General features: G+C 40.4%; 14 protein-coding genes and 1 pseudogene. 12 read left to right on the top strand and 3 right to left on the bottom strand.

All coding sequences use genetic code 11. From position 1 onward, the window contains the following. Positions 1 to 138: 138 nt before the first annotated feature. The gene (gene rsd / locus H5201_RS18985; RefSeq protein ID WP_145242408.1) at positions 139 to 606 is read right to left on the bottom strand and encodes a sigma D regulator; all 468 of its coding nucleotides are present in this window, start codon (positions 604 to 606) and stop codon (positions 139 to 141) included. Between the two features lie 511 nt (positions 607 to 1117). On the opposite strand from rsd, the gene hemE reads away from it, so the two are divergent. Then, positions 1118 to 2182: a uroporphyrinogen decarboxylase gene (gene hemE / locus H5201_RS18980; protein WP_149980407.1), complete on the top strand. Its 1065-nt coding sequence runs from the start codon at positions 1118 to 1120 to the stop codon at positions 2180 to 2182. Positions 2183 to 2267: 85 nt separating this feature from the next. Here the strand turns inward: hemE and sthA are convergent, their stop codons facing one another. Together sthA and H5201_RS18970 are read right to left on the bottom strand one after the other, a co-directional pair. Then, the gene (gene sthA / locus H5201_RS18975) at positions 2268 to 3695 is read right to left on the bottom strand and encodes a Si-specific NAD(P)(+) transhydrogenase (protein WP_145242412.1); all 1428 of its coding nucleotides are present in this window, start codon (positions 3693 to 3695) and stop codon (positions 2268 to 2270) included. A gap of 13 nt (positions 3696 to 3708) precedes the next feature. Then, positions 3709 to 4842 carry a fatty acid desaturase gene (locus H5201_RS18970; RefSeq protein ID WP_145242414.1) on the bottom strand — a complete coding sequence of 378 codons (1134 nt, stop codon included), beginning with the start codon at positions 4840 to 4842 and terminating at the stop codon, positions 3709 to 3711. 126 nt (positions 4843 to 4968) lie between these two features. On the opposite strand from H5201_RS18970, the gene fabR reads away from it, so the two are divergent. The 11 genes and pseudogenes from fabR to H5201_RS18915 form a co-directional block, all read left to right on the top strand. After that, complete coding sequence (fabR, locus tag H5201_RS18965) at positions 4969 to 5592, top strand: HTH-type transcriptional repressor FabR (RefSeq protein WP_145242416.1); 624 nt, start codon at positions 4969 to 4971, stop codon at positions 5590 to 5592. 106 nt (positions 5593 to 5698) lie between these two features. After that, positions 5699 to 6877 carry a hypothetical protein gene (locus H5201_RS18960; protein ID WP_259399724.1) on the top strand — a complete coding sequence of 393 codons (1179 nt, stop codon included), beginning with the start codon at positions 5699 to 5701 and terminating at the stop codon, positions 6875 to 6877. Between the two features lie 49 nt (positions 6878 to 6926). Beyond that, on the top strand, positions 6927 to 7583 hold the full coding sequence (locus H5201_RS18955) for a peptidoglycan-binding protein (RefSeq protein ID WP_182785209.1): 657 nt from the start codon (positions 6927 to 6929) through the stop codon (positions 7581 to 7583). A 1-nt stretch (position 7584) separates the two neighbouring features. Further along, entirely contained in the window at positions 7585 to 7947 is a 363-nt protein-coding gene (locus H5201_RS18950) for a hypothetical protein (RefSeq protein WP_182785208.1), read from the top strand. A gap of 97 nt (positions 7948 to 8044) precedes the next feature. Beyond that, positions 8045 to 9112 (top strand): hypothetical protein, encoded by a 1068-nt coding sequence (locus H5201_RS18945; protein WP_404936358.1) that lies wholly within the window; start codon positions 8045 to 8047, stop codon positions 9110 to 9112. A 1-nt stretch (position 9113) separates the two neighbouring features. Beyond that, positions 9114 to 13793, top strand: a complete 4680-nt coding sequence (locus H5201_RS18940) for an OmpA family protein (protein ID WP_182785206.1) — start codon at positions 9114 to 9116, stop codon at positions 13791 to 13793. Positions 13794 to 13889: 96 nt separating this feature from the next. Then, positions 13890 to 14216 carry a hypothetical protein gene (locus H5201_RS18935; protein ID WP_182785205.1) on the top strand — a complete coding sequence of 109 codons (327 nt, stop codon included), beginning with the start codon at positions 13890 to 13892 and terminating at the stop codon, positions 14214 to 14216. A gap of 17 nt (positions 14217 to 14233) precedes the next feature. Then, a complete protein-coding gene (locus H5201_RS18930; RefSeq protein WP_182785204.1) occupies positions 14234 to 14914 on the top strand; it encodes a hypothetical protein in 681 nt (226 codons plus the stop codon). Between the two features lie 17 nt (positions 14915 to 14931). Continuing rightward, the gene (locus tag H5201_RS18925; protein WP_182785203.1) at positions 14932 to 15957 is read left to right on the top strand and encodes a hypothetical protein; all 1026 of its coding nucleotides are present in this window, start codon (positions 14932 to 14934) and stop codon (positions 15955 to 15957) included. A 29-nt stretch (positions 15958 to 15986) separates the two neighbouring features. Continuing rightward, on the top strand, positions 15987 to 16328 hold the full coding sequence (locus tag H5201_RS18920) for a hypothetical protein (RefSeq protein ID WP_259398593.1): 342 nt from the start codon (positions 15987 to 15989) through the stop codon (positions 16326 to 16328). Further along, positions 16313 to 16494 (top strand): annotated as a pseudogene (locus H5201_RS18915) (DUF2931 domain-containing protein); the annotation flags it as partial. The gene H5201_RS18920 and the pseudogene H5201_RS18915, both read left to right, overlap by 16 nt.

Here is a 16494-nt window from a genome sequence, read left to right as displayed (position 1 = left end):
TTACATCATTGAAATATAAATTTCAATTTCATGGGGTGTTATGGGAATATTAAATTTATAGATGGGCAAAGAAAAGACCTAAAGTAAACAGCAAACAAGGAGCTTAGCTCCTTGTAACGTAATAATTGTGTGTATTATCTAGGTGTGATTAGAATATAAATTATCAATCAACTCATCTTCTAACTCAAAACGCAGCTCAAGTGTTTCACCAAGTTTTGATAAGTCGTCATCAAAATCATTGAGTAAATCTTCTTTATCCACCTCTGCATATTTGTCATTAAAATCAAGTGCAATGTCAGTAGTTTGCGAAATTCTTGGATAAAGTTCATTGGCAAGCTGCTGGCTGTTAGGGCCTTTTTGCTCACATGCCTTGGCAATGTCGTCATACACTTCAAAGTGACCAGCAGATAAATAATCCATCAATAGTTGGCAAAAATTTTGGATCTGTAATTGGTCAGGTAAGGCATGGTCTTTTTTATCATACGGTGAAAAGCCAGCAATACGACAATATAAAACTAATAGCTCTTGGCGTTCTGAGAGCCATTTGTCGATCACGGTGTGGCTACCACCCCATTTTTGTTGAGCTTTTTCCAAACGCGTCAGCATTATCATTCTCCTTAGCTGGGTTGGTTTCTTCTATAACAATGAAATATGCCGCAAAGATCAACACATTTTTTTTATAATTTTGTAATAAAACAAGAACTATATGATATATAAACAGTTTTTTTAATAAAATACAAATCGTTTATATTGTTTCAGGCAAGAAAAAACCACCATAAAGGTGGTTAATTTCTTTTTCCATGACTTGTTTAAACAAGCTTTCTTATTGTTATTAGAAGATTTTTATTTTTATTGTTATGTAATTTTTATTGTTTTTATTGTTTTTATTGTTAACGCGGGACAAGTTATACCAAGGTTTTTACTATGTTGCAAACATATTAATAAAAAATTTCAAATGTTATTGTTTGTTGTATTAATTTTGTACCAAGCAAGCATCTTAAAATAGATTATTAATCTGTATCAATACTAAGGTTAATTAGTGCCATAGCGATAGAGAGGTGTGCGATATGGTGATACAATCTGCGCAATATCTATCAGCTTTAGGATCCTTTACGCTATGAGCGAATTAAAAAACGACCGTTATTTACGTGCACTACAAAAACAGCCAGTTGATGTGACTCCGGTATGGATGATGCGCCAAGCAGGGCGTTACTTACCAGAATACCGCGCAACTCGTGCACAAGCGGGCGATTTTATGAGCCTGTGTAAAAATGCTGAGCTCGCTTGTGAAGTAACATTACAGCCGCTGCGTCGTTACCCATTAGATGCCGCTATTTTATTTAGTGATATTTTAACGATTCCAGATGCGATGGGCTTAGGTTTGTATTTTGAAACCGGTGAAGGTCCTAAATTTGAGCGTCCAATTTCATCACTTGCTGATGTACAAAAAATTCCAAAGCTCGATCCAACAGATGAGCTTGGTTATGTTATGAATGCCGTAAGCACGATCCGTCGTGAACTAAAAGGCGAAGTACCGCTAATTGGTTTCTCGGGTTCACCTTGGACACTTGCTACTTATATGGTTGAAGGCGGGAGCAGCAAGACCTTTGGTAAAATCAAAAAAATGGCGTTTGCTGAGCCAAAAACACTGCATTTGTTACTTGATAAGCTTGCTGATTCAGTGATCGATTATTTAAATGCACAAATTAAAGCCGGTGCGCAGTCTCTAATGGTGTTTGACTCATGGGGCGGTGTATTGAGCCCGCGTGATTATAAAGAGTTCTCATTGCAGTACATGCACAAAATCGTTGATGGTTTAATTCGTGAATACGATGGCCGCAAAGTGCCCGTTACGTTATTTACTAAAAATGGCGGTCAATGGATTGAAGCGATAGCAGCAACGGGTTGTGATGCAATTGGTCTCGATTGGACAATTAATATTAGCGATGCTAAGCGCCGTGTCGGCGACAAAGTAGCTCTGCAAGGTAATATGGATCCATCAATGTTACATGGCACACCAGATCGTATTCGCCAAGAAGTAGCGACTATCCTTGAAGATTTTGGCACAGGTGAAGGTCATGTATTTAACTTAGGCCATGGTATTACGCCTGATGTTGATCCTGAAAACGCGGGTGTATTTATTAATGCCGTACATGAGTTTAGTGCGCAATATCATAAGTAACTGCAGCTGTAACAAACACTGTCATTTATAATCAAAAAAGCCCGCTTATCAGTAAGCGGGCTTTTTATTAGCTGTCTCAACGTGTTTATTTAAACAGTCGATTCAAACCATTTAACGCCGCAACACGATAGGCTTCAGCCATAGTTGGGTAGTTAAAGGTGGTATTTACAAAGTAATCAATATTATTGCCGCCATTTTTTTGTTCCATAATGGCTTGGCCAATGTGCACGATTTCAGAGGCACGCTCGCCAAAACAATGCACACCCAGTACTTCTTTGGTTTCAGTGTGGAATAATATTTTTAAACTACCCACTTCGGTACCAGCAATCTGTGCTCGCGCTAAATGTTTAAATTGAGCTCTGCCGACTTCATAAGGGATTTTCGCGGCGGTTAACTGCTGCTCTGTTTTACCTACTGAGCTCATTTCAGGGATGGTATAAATACCTGCCGGAATATCAATAATTAGTTTTTCATCGCAATTACCACAGGCAATTGCATCGGCAGCAATTCGACCCTGATCAAACGCTGCACTAGCAAGACTTGGGTAGCCAATGACATCACCAACGGCATAAATGTTATCGACCTCGGTTTGGTAAGTTTCATTAACTTTTAACTGCCCGCGGCCATCAGCTTTTAAACCAACCGCTTCAAGATTAAGTCCGTCAGTGTTGCCGGTGCGACCATTGGCAAATAAAATACAGTCAGCTTTAACGCGTTTTCCTGATTTTAAATGCATAACAACGCAATCATCACGGGTTTCAATGCGGTCAAACTCTTCGTTATGGCGGATCACAATGCCGCTATTCCAAAAGTGATAGCTTAAAGCATCTGAGATTTCAGCATCCATAAAGGCGAGTAAGCGGTCGCGAGTATTAACTAAATCGACTTTTGCACCTAAACCTTTAAAAATAGACGCATACTCACAACCAATGACACCAGCGCCGTAAATAAGCACTCGATGAGGGTCATGCTCTAGGCCTAAAATAGTATCGCTGTCGTAAATACGAGAATGGGTAAAGTCGACTTCAGGTGGGCGATAAGGGCGAGAACCTGTAGCAATAACAATGGTTTTAGCAGTTAGTCGTTCGGTTGACCCATCAAGACGTTTAATTTCAATTGTGTGCTTATCAACAAAGCTAGCATCACCTTGAAACATATGAATGCGATTACGATCGTAAAAGCTACTGCGTAAATTTGATTGCTTAGAAATAACCGAGCTGGCGTGGCGCAAAATATCAGGAAACGTTAACCTACTAGGGCGCTCACCCACATTAAACAATGGGTTTGCTTTGTATTCTATGTAGCGGCTAACAGAGTGACGTAGTGCTTTTGAAGGGATAGTACCCCAATGTACGCAACCACCACCAACGGCAGCTTGGCGTTCGATAACGGCCACTTTTTTGTTGCTTTTAGACAGGTTCATGGCGGTACCTTCACCGCCAGGACCTGTGCCTATAATAATTGCATCATATTGAAATGATGGTTGTTCTTGCTTTACTTGTTGTTTGGCCACAGCCACTCCTACATTAACTAAAAGAGGCTTTTAATAACCTCGCATTGAGTGCAAGCCACGCCTGCTTTTGATTTTCCCAGGCTGCTTCCAACTCATGATATTGTGTCATTAAAGCTGATTTTTCGCATTGTTGCAGCATGTTATTCTTTTTAACTTCTAAAACTTGCTTTTTTAGTGCGCAAAAGTGTTGTAGCTTTTTCAGCAATAAATCGTACTCTTGCTGCAATAATGTAAGCTTATCTTGCGCTAAAGGCAATTTCGCTAAACGGTTTTGCGTTCTATTCATTAACGTTTCGGCTTTGGCTTTTTCGATGCGCTCAACCGGCGTACGTTTTAATTTTTTAGCAAGTCCAACAGCCGCAAAAGCGCGGATCATCCATTTTGTGGGATCATAATGAAACCATTTTATGCCATTGCGATAATCACTGGCAAAAATATGATGAAAGTTATGGTAACCCTCGCCATAAGTAAACAAGGCTAGTACCCCGTTATCACGAGCAGTGTTTTTTTCGGTGTAAGGTCGAGAGCCCCAGATATGCGCCACCGAATTAATAAAAAAGGTGAAATGCTGGCTCAATACCAAACGCAACAATCCAGCTAACAACAGCATGCCAATTACATCACCAATTATTAAACCCAGCAGGGCAGGGATACCAATATTAGTTGCTAATACTAATTTCATATAATGACGGTGTTGCCACATCACTATTTTATTGCGTTGTAAATCACGACAATTACTATAATCACCATAACTGTCGCCTTGGTAATCGCGTAACATCCAACCTATGTGGCTATACCAAAAGCCATTAGTTGCTGCATAAGGGTCTTTTACAGGATCATCAACTTGGCCATGATGAACGCGGTGATCGCTGCTCCAGTGCAGCGCACTATTTTGTAGTGCAAAAGCACCACCTAGAGCAAAAAAGGCTTCTACAACAGGATGAGCGTCGTAAGTTTTATGGGCCCATAAGCGATGGTAGCCTGCGGTAATTGACATACCAGCATAAAACATACAAGCAACAAATGCGATCCAATGACTACTGGTAAAGCCATGGGTAAACCCATACCAAGGCACTAATGTGGCAGCAGCCAAAAAAGTAATACTAAAAAATAGGACATTGGTCCAAATAATCGGTGGTTTTTTCATCTTTTCAAATCTGAGCGTACACTTGTAAGCTAAAATAATATTTCATTCTCTTGCCGTCAAGTATTAGACTGGAGAATTAAGATAAAAATCACCATAAATTGATTTAAATTAAATCAGGAGTAGTTCATGTCGGGTGTTCGCGCGCAACAGAAACAAAAAACACGACAAGCTTTAATTGAAGCGGCATTTAACCAATTAAGCGCCGATCATAGCTTTTCTAATTTAAGTTTACGTGAAGTTGCCCGTGAAGCAGGTATAGCACCAACCTCATTTTACCGCCACTTTAAAGACATGAATGAACTGGGTTTAACCATGGTCGATGAAGCCGGTTTAACGCTGCGCCAGCTAATGCGCCAAGCGCGCCGCCGTATAGCCAGTGGCGGTAGCATTATCACCACCTCGATTGTTACTTTTATGGAGTTTATTGATAACTCCAGTAATCAATTCAGATTATTACTGCGTGAACGCTCCGGCACCTCTAAAGCATTTCGTGCCGCTGTAGCCCGTGAAATTAAACACTTTATTTTAGAGCTTGCTCATTATCTTGAAAGCGAAACCCCGTGCGATGCAACTCATGCGTATATTCAAGCTGAGGCTATGGTCACGCTAGTATTTAATGCCGGTGCTGAAGCATTAGATATAGAAGGGCAACAACGAGAAGAGTTAGTCGATCGTTTAATTTGGCAATTACGTTATATAACGCGTGGCGCTAGTAATTATGTGCGAGAGAATAAAAACACGAGTGAATAATCAGCATAAATGCTTGTAGATTTTTTGTTCCTATTTCTTTATTATTGCAAGCTAAAGTTTATACTCAGACAATTAAATCTCTGCATTAGAGAAAGCGAGGATGCACATGCTCACCAAGGACGCGGTGAACTTTAAACATGCCCATATTTTTGATGAAATAAAAGATGAAGCAACCGAACCTGTTGTAACGTTTGCGTACGTCAGGCGAGCTGAATTCTTTTTATTACCGAAAAAACTACAACGGCTTATTCAAGATAATCAGTATGGTGTAATTGATAAACGCCAAGCCGCACGGCTACGTGATGATCCCCGCAGCCAATTTTGGGCAAATGAAAAAACATGGCGAAAAGTCAGCTACAACACCTATAGAAATACCGCGCAAGGCTTAGCTGTTTATCCAAAAGATCCTGTGAGTACCACTAAGTTTTCGTCATCCGGTGGAGCTAATGCCGCACCTGATTATTCGGCTTCGGAGCATTTTTTAAGTGACTCCAACCAAGCAAACTTCTTAGCAAATCCAGCGCTACTCAATAGCCAGTATGGAGAAGGCCAAGCAAAGTATATTGCGCAATCAATGCAGAAAAATAGCCGTGCTTTAAAGCCAACAGTTGTTGAAGTTCACTTACCCGCAGTATGTATATATAAGCCTATTTTGCAAAGTACTGTATTGCTAAAAGCGTCGCATCAAGTTAGGCAAAATTTTTCAAACCATCTTTTACAAGCAAGCGAAACCGTAGAGCAGCTCGCCGAGCAATATACCGGCTATAAAAATGCCAATTTGATTTACGACTACAACCTAGGCTTTAGTAATCGCAAACCAGCCAAACCCGGCACTAGCTTACGCGTGCCCGATGGATGGAAGCTCAATATTGAAGGCTCAAGCAGCAACAGCCGCAGCGTGGTTATTAAGTGGCAAGGGCCAACCAGCGGGCAAGTAACCTTACAACTCGATAAAAAACGCCCTGACGAAGTCTCATTTTGGCAGCATTTTTTTGCTGTAAAGCCCGGACTTTATAACGTTATTGTCACTGCCAGCGGCGCAGTAGATACCACTACCTTTACCGTTGAACAGCCCGCGTTAGGCTACGAAATTGAATTGCGTGATGAAGCCGGCGAGCCGCAAGCGAATATGGGGTACAAAATTCGCTTACGTAACGGCCATGTTATCACCGGACAGCTCGATAAAAACGGCTACGCCAACGTATCAGGCCCTGATTTTGAAAACGCCAAAGTCAGCTTTTTTGAACTCGCCGATCACGATTGGTCAGTAGGCAACATCACCTAAACGTAGACTTGCTCTGGCGATATTTATATTTAGGGATAAGGATATTTCAATGATACAACAACACACCGTCGCACAAGGCGAAACTCTGCTACGCATAGCACGCCAATATGGTTATAAAACCTCAACCGCCTTGTATAACCACCCCAGTAATGCTGAATTTAGAGCGCTGCGCCCTGATCCAAACTTAATTTACCCGGGCGATAAAATTACTATTCCGCCAAAAAAAGAAAAGTTTATACCGCTGCGCGCCAATAGCCTAAATACGTTTGTTGTACAAAACGAAAAAGAATATTTTCGCTTGCAAGTATCGTATGACGATGGCGATGATATTACCGGTAAACGTGTTGTGCTTAATATCGGCAGCCAAACAATCGATACCGTATTGCAAAGTGATGGGCTTATCGAAGTAGAGCTTAATAATAACGACGCCCTTACTGGCAACGTCGATTTATATTTAAAAGCAGGCGAAACCACACCAACTAAAAGCTTTGCGGTACAAATAGGCAATCTAGATCCAATCGACACGCTTTCTGGCGTGCAGGGACGTTGTAATATGTTGGGGTTTAATTGCGGCAAGGTTGATGGCGTCATGGGTCAAAAAACTCGCATTGGTGTAAAGGAATTTCAGTACGAGCACGATCTCGACATAGACGGCATACCAGGCCCTAAAACCAAAGCAAAATTACAGCAAGTATTTGGGAGTTAGTATGAGTGCCCCGCATAGTATGCCAATGGTAGTTAACAATATAAATCTGTTAACGATTGTTAAGCCCGCTTTTGTATTTTTTTATCAAGTAGATACTAATGCAAAAAATTACGCTAAAGAACAGCTCATGCTGGTAAATAATCAACATAACTGGCAGCAAATAAAGCCAATTTCACGTGTAATGCCTAAGGGAGATTGGGTCCGTATAGAATTTACCGACATACCCCAAAGCGGCAATTTTGATTTATTACAAGACCCAAACGACGGCCAGCCTAGTTACTATATATTTGATAACGTGCCATTCAGCGAGCTTAACAAGCAAACACCAAACACGGTAATAATGGCAGAGATAACAGAAGGGTAAGTGCATTCATTTTGCCTTCATTATAAAAGGTTTTAAATAATGAGTTTGTTTACAGCAATCCAATAAATGCGCTCATTCAGTAAAAGGATAGTTTTTGATGTTTTTTAAAAAATACAGCATGTTTTGCGTGCTCTCTCTTTGTGCCAGCTTGGTACTAGGCGGTTGCTCAGAGCCATCTTCACAAGGCTCTGAGCAGGCAGAGGTTGATGTTGCTAAATATCCATGGGCTAAAGAGCATAAAAACCACCCAGAGTGGCCAATGGACATTCGTGAAGAGGTGTATGGCGATGCAGATACCTTCTCAACCCCGCGGTTAATGTTTTGGAATAAATATAAATACAGTGAGGTACGCACGCTGTGGTCATCAAAACTCGATGGCTCAGACAGACGCCGTATTATTCCAGAGGAAATATTTACCCAACTGGAACCTGCGGGATTGCATCCGCCAGCTCGCTCACCAGATAACCGTTATATCGCTATTTCGGGTTATATAAATGACCGAGCGACGCGCCAGCTGTACGACACTAAAGAGCAAAAGCTAATCACCATGTCAGGTGGGGGTGGCTACCCGTGGTTTAATTGGACCTCAGACAGTGAAAACGTCATTTTTTACTCAGATGGCAAAAACTTTAATTACAATGTTCCAACAGGCGAATTAACCCCACGACCACAAATTCACCACAGTGGCGCTGCTTTTTTACTGCCCGGCGATAAAGAGTTTTTAGCAGTAAAGCACGATGGCTTTTGGATACATAAATTTAATGGCGAAATAGTGCGTAAAGTTAATTTTGGTTTTCCGAAAGCGTGGGAGATGAAAAACCACCGTATTTCACCGGATGGAAAATATTTAGCGTTTATGACTCATGGCAGAAAAGACTTCCATTTTCACTGGGTGAATATTGCAAACCCTGAAATAGAGCATTCAGAGAAAGGAACAGGTGGTGGAGTTATTTTTTCTCCAGAGGAAGATTATCAATTAGAGTATACAATAAAGCACTCGCAAGAACGTGATGAAAATGGGTTTTATCTTTCAGAGCGTGTCATCAGAACAAAAAACATACTAACAGGTGTGCAAACTGAAGGGTTAGTTAAAGAAAAAGGAATCTGGGGCATGAGAACTTTAGTCCCTGTAGCAATTACTAACTTAGCAGCACAAGGACAATAAAATGCATGACATGAGCAAAGGATCTGCAAGCCCATTGGTTTATTTACTAACTGGATATGTTGAAAACAATAAACCGGTTGATAAATTAACCTCGGTAGCAAATCGAATTATTGTTGCTGAACAGCCTAAATCAGCCACTTATGATACAAAAAAGCCTATTGTATTAAAAACAAATAGCGCCGGTATTTTATCGACAATAAACAGTGATTCATTAGAGGTACGCCAGCCGTTTCATGCGTATATGGCAAATAATAATCAACGATCTATTATTATTCCGCCCATGGAGTCTATAGGGCTTATTGCCAATAATAACCCTAGTGGCTGGGCTAAAGAGTTTGTTAATAATTTAAAAAATTACAGTAGCTCAAATACACCGTTATTAGAGCTACAAACAGTCCCGATTACCAATTTAAAACAACCTACAGAAAGTAGCGAAGACGACACTTACAATAAGTGGTATGAAAGAGAAATAACTCAAAAAAACGTAAAAAGTATCCAAGCCTATATACTGGCAAAAACCCGGGCAATAATTTTAAGTATAAATCCAAATATACCACTTCTTTCTTCGGATGAAGAAATTGTTTTGTCACCACCAGTGGGGGAGGATATACCAGCTACTTTCGACCCTGAAACCAACTTAGCGGTGATATCAGGTACTGATAAGAAGTTACCTAAAGGGTTATACCGAATTAAAATAAGGCTTGAAGAAGAGCTACTTAAAGGACAATTTGAGCGCTGGTGCACTAAATCGATTCAATTTGACGGTACTTATTACTACTACGAGCTCGCCGAAATGGTGCGTTTTGATATAAAAAATGAAGCGGGTGAGTTTGATGTAATTAACTGCGACCCGCTTTCGGTGGAAGAGGCAATAATAAAGCAATTCCCGCGCTTTTATAGCCATTTAATTAGTTATGCTAAAGATTTAAAAACCGAGCATGCCACGTACGACCCTAAAAATATTAGTGTTAAAGATGAAAGCGGTAAAGAGGTTGGCCGCGCTAAAGTGAGCGATGAACCAATAAAAATAGCCAGTGGCTTTGAGAGTTTTTGCCATGGCTGGGCGGTGGCTAAAGGCCGCGCACAACTCGCCGCCGGGTTAGTTAATACTGATATAACCGCCAGTGCCAGTAACGGCAATTTTACCACTAATGGTAAATTTGTGTTAGGCAGTAAAATTGCCAAGGCAATTCATACCCATTTAAATAAAACAGCAGATAAAACCATTCAAGCAACCCTAGACGCGGTATTTGCGATGCAAGATGGGCAAGATGCGTGGCAAAAGCTACGCAGTGCGCGTGCTGCTATGACAACCGAGGGGTGGAGGCAAGCACTTGCAGAAAATCTGTGGCGCTTACCAGCGAACACACCAGCTGCAATGGAAAGTTATAACAATAGTTTAGGTAAAAAGCTTGGCATTCCTAAAGTGGCAATGGATGCAACAGGCAATGCGTTAAATATGGCTGATTTAGCGACTAACATTGTTGCGCTTGGGCAAACTACAGTACAGCAGATTGGCACTGATATTCCTAACTTAGTGCAATCTAAGCAGCATTATAAAACGGTTGCTCAGGATTACTTTGAGCATTTAAGTGCTAAAGAAATTGTAAAAGACGTGGTAATTAAAGCACAGTTTGCACTTAATAGTGAGCAGGTAAGCGATGAATACCGTGATGTTATTTTGCAGCAAAGTGAAGCGGTTTTAAAGGCGTTTGAGCTAAACGAATCTCTTAAAATTATAGTGGCAGGCCATACCTGCGATCTGGGTCATTACGATTATAATATGGCGCTATCTGAGCGACGAGCCGATGCTGTTAAAAATATTTTAGTAACTCAAGCTGGTATTGATGAGGCGCGTATTGAAGTGCAAGGGCTAGGTTATACTCAGCCACTTGTAAATAATAAAGATGAAGCCAGCCGAGCGCAAAATCGCCGTGTACATATTGCCGCTTATGCTATTAGCCAGCTTTCTGTTTGCCCATCACGCGAAGGTATGGATAGCTTAGAGCGCTTTCGTAACTTAACCGTGGTTAACGACATAAAAGTAGGTGAAACTGCCGATGCCATGGCGTGGCAAATGATCAATATTGCTTTAGGTGTGATGGCATTTATTCCGGCAACAGCACCGATTGCTGCAGCGGTGGCAGTAATAAAAGCAGGCGCTGCGGTTGCTACATCGGCTGCTAATTTAATGGATGAAGTGCTGCTCGATAACGCCTGTAAAAAGTATTATGCGGAAATTCAAAGAGATAAACGCCTAGGCCAAGAATGCGCGGCTAACCAAGGGATGATGCATGAGCTGCTTAATGAATTTAAAGAGAGCGAAAGCACAGAGCAAAGTACGCAGTGGGCTGCGCAATTTAGACTGCGCTCAGAGGCAATATCGGGCCTGATGGGCTTGTTATTAAGGGCGCAGCGTGAAGGTGATAAAAGCCAGTATTATTCAAACTTAGAGCGCTATAAAGTAAAACAGTACATAGAGAACTTTTTATTAGGTGATAGCTGGGCACTGCCTAATTTACCTGGTGCATCAATTAGGATGGATACATTTTGGGTGTTTTTAATTGATAGCATTACCGCACAACAAAGTAATGATACTGATAATAAAGCGCTTTATGGTTTTAGCGATAATTATAGCCTGTTAACTAAAGCCGCACGTAAAGCTGTGGTAGAAGATCCTCAAAATGCACTTTATGTGCACTCGCAGTCTAACCCGTATGGCTTTTATATGATGACGGTGCCAACACTCGCGCGTGAACATAACTATATTACCGCTGAATTTCAAAACTACTTTCCTATTCATACCTTTGGCACCCAAGAAAAAGAAGGCAGTAAATACTTAGAAAGCTTTGCAAACACCTTTGAGCCGGTATTTTCTGACTATGGTGAAGCAAGTTATCATCACAGCGCCCTATATTATCAAGACCCAACGTCAAAAAAATGGTTGCCAATTATTGCCAACAAACTAAAGCGCTTAACGCCATTTACACCTATCCGTGTTTTAGTGGTGTTTAACGATACGATGACCGGTATTGCCCCTATTACCTTTAAAGTAACGCGCTGTGACGGGAAAAATAACGAGCTTGCTTATAAAGAGCTCGTAAGGCCGCTTGTTGAGTCTGAGCTATTAGAGAGCGAAAAGCACTTTGCTGGAAAGTTTGGCTGTGTATTTACGCCGTTTTTTCAGTTAGGGCCAAAAACTTACTTAGGCACTAAACCTATGGTTCATGAAGCGGCTTTTTACCCATTTATGCATGACTCTGCATTTGAATATTATCAAGATGACAATTTTTCTGACATGCGTTATTTCATTGGTGCGCAGGTTGGCAGTAGTCGTGAAGCTGTATTGCCGTTAATGGGGGAACGTAAAGATAATAGTGATGAGATGATTTTTGAGTCTGATACTGCTGAGGCTCTTGATGCCCTTGGTTTAAAAAATAGATATGTGGCGAATGAGTTTTATGTTGATTTAAATACAAAGCGTAATGGTGGTAATGAAGAGTCACTATTAATAAAAGACTTTTTAACCAGTAATAGCTCAAGCTTTGTATACCCAGAGCTTTTTGCGGGGGAAAAAAGCATTAGAATTTTGGTGCGCTTTGGCGGTGAAGGAAAGCCTTATTTAATGACCAGTAAAATACAAAGGCAAGGGCGCTCAATCCGTTTATTTGAGAGTGAATTTGCTGCCGCACAAAGTTTAGGGTTTAAAGTACGCCAGTTTGGCGATGACATAATATTTGATGACTTTGATTGGAATACCCAAGTCGATATTATGGTTGTAGCCACCTGTACAGAGCTAGAGTCTGATAACTATACAAAAAAACTCATTGGTTTAGATTGGCGTAGTGTGCCATGTGATTTAATACTGCAGCAGACTATTGGTATTAATGATAACGGCCCGAAGTATAAGTCAAAACTGTGCTATTTAGGTAAAGCCACACGTAATGCAAATAAAGGTTACAAAACAAAACTTATTTTAAATAAAATGGTGGATACATGGCATGACGATGACTATCAGTTTGAGGATATGTGGGATGACAACCAGTGCAAAATTGATGAGCAGGTAGGCCCAGAGTATGAAGAGTTAATTGAACTATTGAATAACGCAGGCCCTTATAACGAGAAAGGTAAACAGGCTCGAGCTCGAGCGTTGCTTAATTGGCATAATAAAGACGCTAAAGCATTTGCCGGTGAAGAGCAGGTTTTTGTTTTTGCCGCTAATTTTAGCTTAAATTATGAATCGCCAAAGCGAGTTTTTATTAAAGGTTTAAGGCCTTTTGGAGACATATTTACAAGCCAATTTAGTGATATATTTACTGACAAAGAAGAGCAGCAATATACGATGGAGCTAGGTGTTGCTAACTTTAACTCTGCGGGTAATTCGGGCTTTAATTTTAATGATATCGGCTCAATGACTGATAAAACCAGCAACCATGGTTTGCAGTTAAAGTTACCATTGCCTAACCCTACAAATAGCGATTTGCCTTGGGGTAAAACATTACCTGAAGCTGATTTAAAAGAGTTAGCCGCAAAGCTAAATAGCGACCATTCAACCCCATCAGAAAAAGACCTATATAAGCGCTTGTCAGAGGAGGGGTTGACTGAAGATGAAGTGAAACAGTGGTTTGTTGAAGATGCGACAAAGAAAAAAGTAAGGCCGTTAGGGGCTTTTAAAGAGTAAATTAACTTCTTAGTACTTACGGGGCTGTAACCAAGCACTCTTTGTGAACAGCCCTTTTACCTAAGCTTACTTCACCTTTTAAAATATCAGCATATTATGGCATTAATTAAACCAATTTACCCAATCCCCTTAGCTAACAAATTAAAGGCGTTATTGGCAGTTAAATTACCGCGTGGTGAAACACCCCCAGCACCTATTACCTATGTTGATGACAACATCTGTAAGCTCAGTAACAACTCAATAAAAGCCCGTAATATGGGTATTATTCCGGCGTTGTGCATGGTGTCATTTATTGCCTTTTACCAGATAGCTGGTTTTTATTCCATGTGGAAATCAACGGAAGAGAGTATGATGAAAATGGTTGATTTTTATAAAAAAAGCATGGAGAAGATTGTTTTTTATCCCCAAATGTTGAACCAGTAAGTAAAAGTTTTTACGATATGTTTGATGAAAATGGCAAAATGTCATTAAGTCGTTATATGCATTATCACTATTATGAAACCGCTGATGTTGGCGGTACGTTTCGCCTTAAGCGAGATATAATTTTATCCATCTTTATTATACTGACACTTCCTCCCTTATTGTATTTTCTAATCTTTTTTAAGCGCCAAGCGCCGATGGTGTTTGACCGTAATCGGCAAATTGTTTATCACTGGTATAAGGGCAACGTTCGCGCCCAGCATTTTAAAGACCTACGAATACATGAAGACTCACAAATGATGCGTATTCAGACGCGCAGCCTTGGTAAGCGCGGTGATATGCGTTGGGCTAATTTTATGGTGCAACCGCGCCATAATCCTTATTACAACGGTAAAGATGCGTATGAGCCAGTATTGGCATTCATATGTCAATTTATGGAATATGGCCGTGAGCATGTAATGCCGCAGTGTGAGCAATGGCAATCAAATGACAAACCCTTTGCACTTTTTGATGATGAAAAACCAAAAGACTTTGAGCAGCAATTAAATGCGGTGTTAACACATTTGTCAGAGAACGATACAGATATCCCGCTTGATAAAGACAATTTACCGTTATCTACAGGGATGGATATGAGCATGAGTATGCGTTTAAGAAGGGCCCAGAGTAGAGAAAGTAATAAAGATGTGGACAAGAATGGATAAAGAATTTGTTGAGATTAATGGCTTTGATTAAATACCACTACCCAATACCTTTAGCAAATAAGTTGAAAGCACTACTTAGCTTTCAACTCACTAAAGAGGCGCCGCCGCCAACACCGATAGTGTATGTAGATGAACATATTTGTAAGCTTAGTAATAATTCAATGAAAGCCCGTAATATGGGGCTGATCCCATTGTTATTAATTGTGTTATTTACTGCATGTTTAAATGCTAATAATATATTAAAAAGCTGGAGTGCAAGAGAGAGAGCAACTATTGATAGTATTGAATTATATAAAAAAAAGTATGGAGAGAATTATTTTAGTAGTACAGAAGTAAACCCAATACACTTAAAGTGGTATAAATTGCTAGATGAAAGTGGTGAGTTGACGTTTAAAAGCTACTTGTATGCTCGTCACAGTAATAAACATACAGCTTATGGAAGTTATTTTTACAAAAAAGACATTTCATTTTTAGTTTTTTACGCTATTACTATTCCACTTTTGTTGTTTTTTATTATTCGTTTTAAGCGTCAAGCACCGATGGTGTTTGATCGTGATAAACAAATTGTTTACCTCTGGTACAAAGGCAAAGTACGCGCTCAGCACTTTAAAAATTTACGGGTTTATGAAGACTTTCAAATGATGCGTATTCAGACACGTGGTTTTGATAAACACAACAACATGCAATGGGCTAATTTTATGGTACAACCGCGCCACAACCCTTATTACAACGGCAGTGATGCGTACGAGCCGGTATTGGCATTTATATGTCAATTTATGGAGTATGGCCGCGAGCATGTAATGCCGCAGCATGAACAGTGGCAAACCGATGACAAACCCTTTGCATTTTTTGATGATGAAAAACCAAAAGACTTTGAGCAGCAGCTTAATGCGATATTAACGCATTTATCAGAGAATGATACAGATATCCCGCTTGATAAAGACAATTTACCGTTATCTACAGGGATGGATATGAGCATGAGTATGCGTTTAAGTAGGGCCCAGAGTAGAGAAAGTAATAAGGATGTGGACAACAGTGAATAAAGGAATTGTTGAGATAAAGGCGCTAAGGAGTGCCACTACAAAGCTTAACGGAACTTGCTAACCGCAAACAAGCTGACGGCCAAGCTATACCTTATATTTTACCTAGCGAGCTTAAAACACTGGTTGATAGCGCCCGCAGCTTTGGCCCACAAAGTGATGCCTGGCAGGCTTTATATAAAGATTACATCCACCACAGTGTTAAATATTCAGCAACGATTGATGCGATTGCTCATGGTCCTGAAGAAGACGCTGAATTCACCAGCAAAAACCAACAACGTGAGCTTTTTTACAATCAGCCAGAACAGGCTGAAGCAAGTGTACAATGGCAGTCACAACTAATAAATGGATATAGATTATGGACAAGCTCGTAAAATGTCTCACCACACTCGCTTTAACATTATTTGTAATAGGTTGCTCGTCAACAGGTAAAATTGATTACATGGTCGCAGGTGTCGGCACCGAAAATGGCAATGCAATTTGGGGGCGCTCTGTGGTATTTGATGATGAGTGGGGTATTCCTTCCGGTGCAATAGAATG

The organism is Pseudoalteromonas sp. SG43-6 (assembly GCF_014164365.1).
GTDB lineage: Bacteria > Pseudomonadota > Gammaproteobacteria > Enterobacterales > Alteromonadaceae > Pseudoalteromonas > Pseudoalteromonas rhizosphaerae.
This window is presented reverse-complemented; position numbering and strand designations above follow the sequence as displayed.

What these genes read in the sequence shown, in the direction of transcription:
- H5201_RS18940 (WP_182785206.1), top strand. Translation starts at nt 9,114, where the DNA reads ATGCATGACATGAGCAAAGGATCTGCAAGCCCATTGGTTTATTTACTA.
- H5201_RS18950 (WP_182785208.1), top strand. Translation starts at nt 7,585, where the DNA reads ATGAGTGCCCCGCATAGTATGCCAATGGTAGTTAACAATATAAATCTG.
- H5201_RS18945 (WP_404936358.1), top strand. Translation starts at nt 8,045, where the DNA reads ATGTTTTTTAAAAAATACAGCATGTTTTGCGTGCTCTCTCTTTGTGCC.
- H5201_RS18935 (WP_182785205.1), top strand. Translation starts at nt 13,890, where the DNA reads ATGGCATTAATTAAACCAATTTACCCAATCCCCTTAGCTAACAAATTA.
- H5201_RS18925 (WP_182785203.1), top strand. Translation starts at nt 14,932, where the DNA reads ATGGCTTTGATTAAATACCACTACCCAATACCTTTAGCAAATAAGTTG.
- H5201_RS18955 (WP_182785209.1), top strand. Translation starts at nt 6,927, where the DNA reads ATGATACAACAACACACCGTCGCACAAGGCGAAACTCTGCTACGCATA.
- fabR (WP_145242416.1), top strand. Translation starts at nt 4,969, where the DNA reads ATGTCGGGTGTTCGCGCGCAACAGAAACAAAAAACACGACAAGCTTTA.
- rsd (WP_145242408.1), bottom strand. Translation starts at nt 606, where the DNA reads ATGCTGACGCGTTTGGAAAAAGCTCAACAAAAATGGGGTGGTAGCCAC.
- H5201_RS18970 (WP_145242414.1), bottom strand. Translation starts at nt 4,842, where the DNA reads ATGAAAAAACCACCGATTATTTGGACCAATGTCCTATTTTTTAGTATT.
- H5201_RS18930 (WP_182785204.1), top strand. Translation starts at nt 14,234, where the DNA reads ATGTTTGATGAAAATGGCAAAATGTCATTAAGTCGTTATATGCATTAT.
- H5201_RS18960 (WP_259399724.1), top strand. Translation starts at nt 5,699, where the DNA reads ATGCTCACCAAGGACGCGGTGAACTTTAAACATGCCCATATTTTTGAT.
- hemE (WP_149980407.1), top strand. Translation starts at nt 1,118, where the DNA reads ATGAGCGAATTAAAAAACGACCGTTATTTACGTGCACTACAAAAACAG.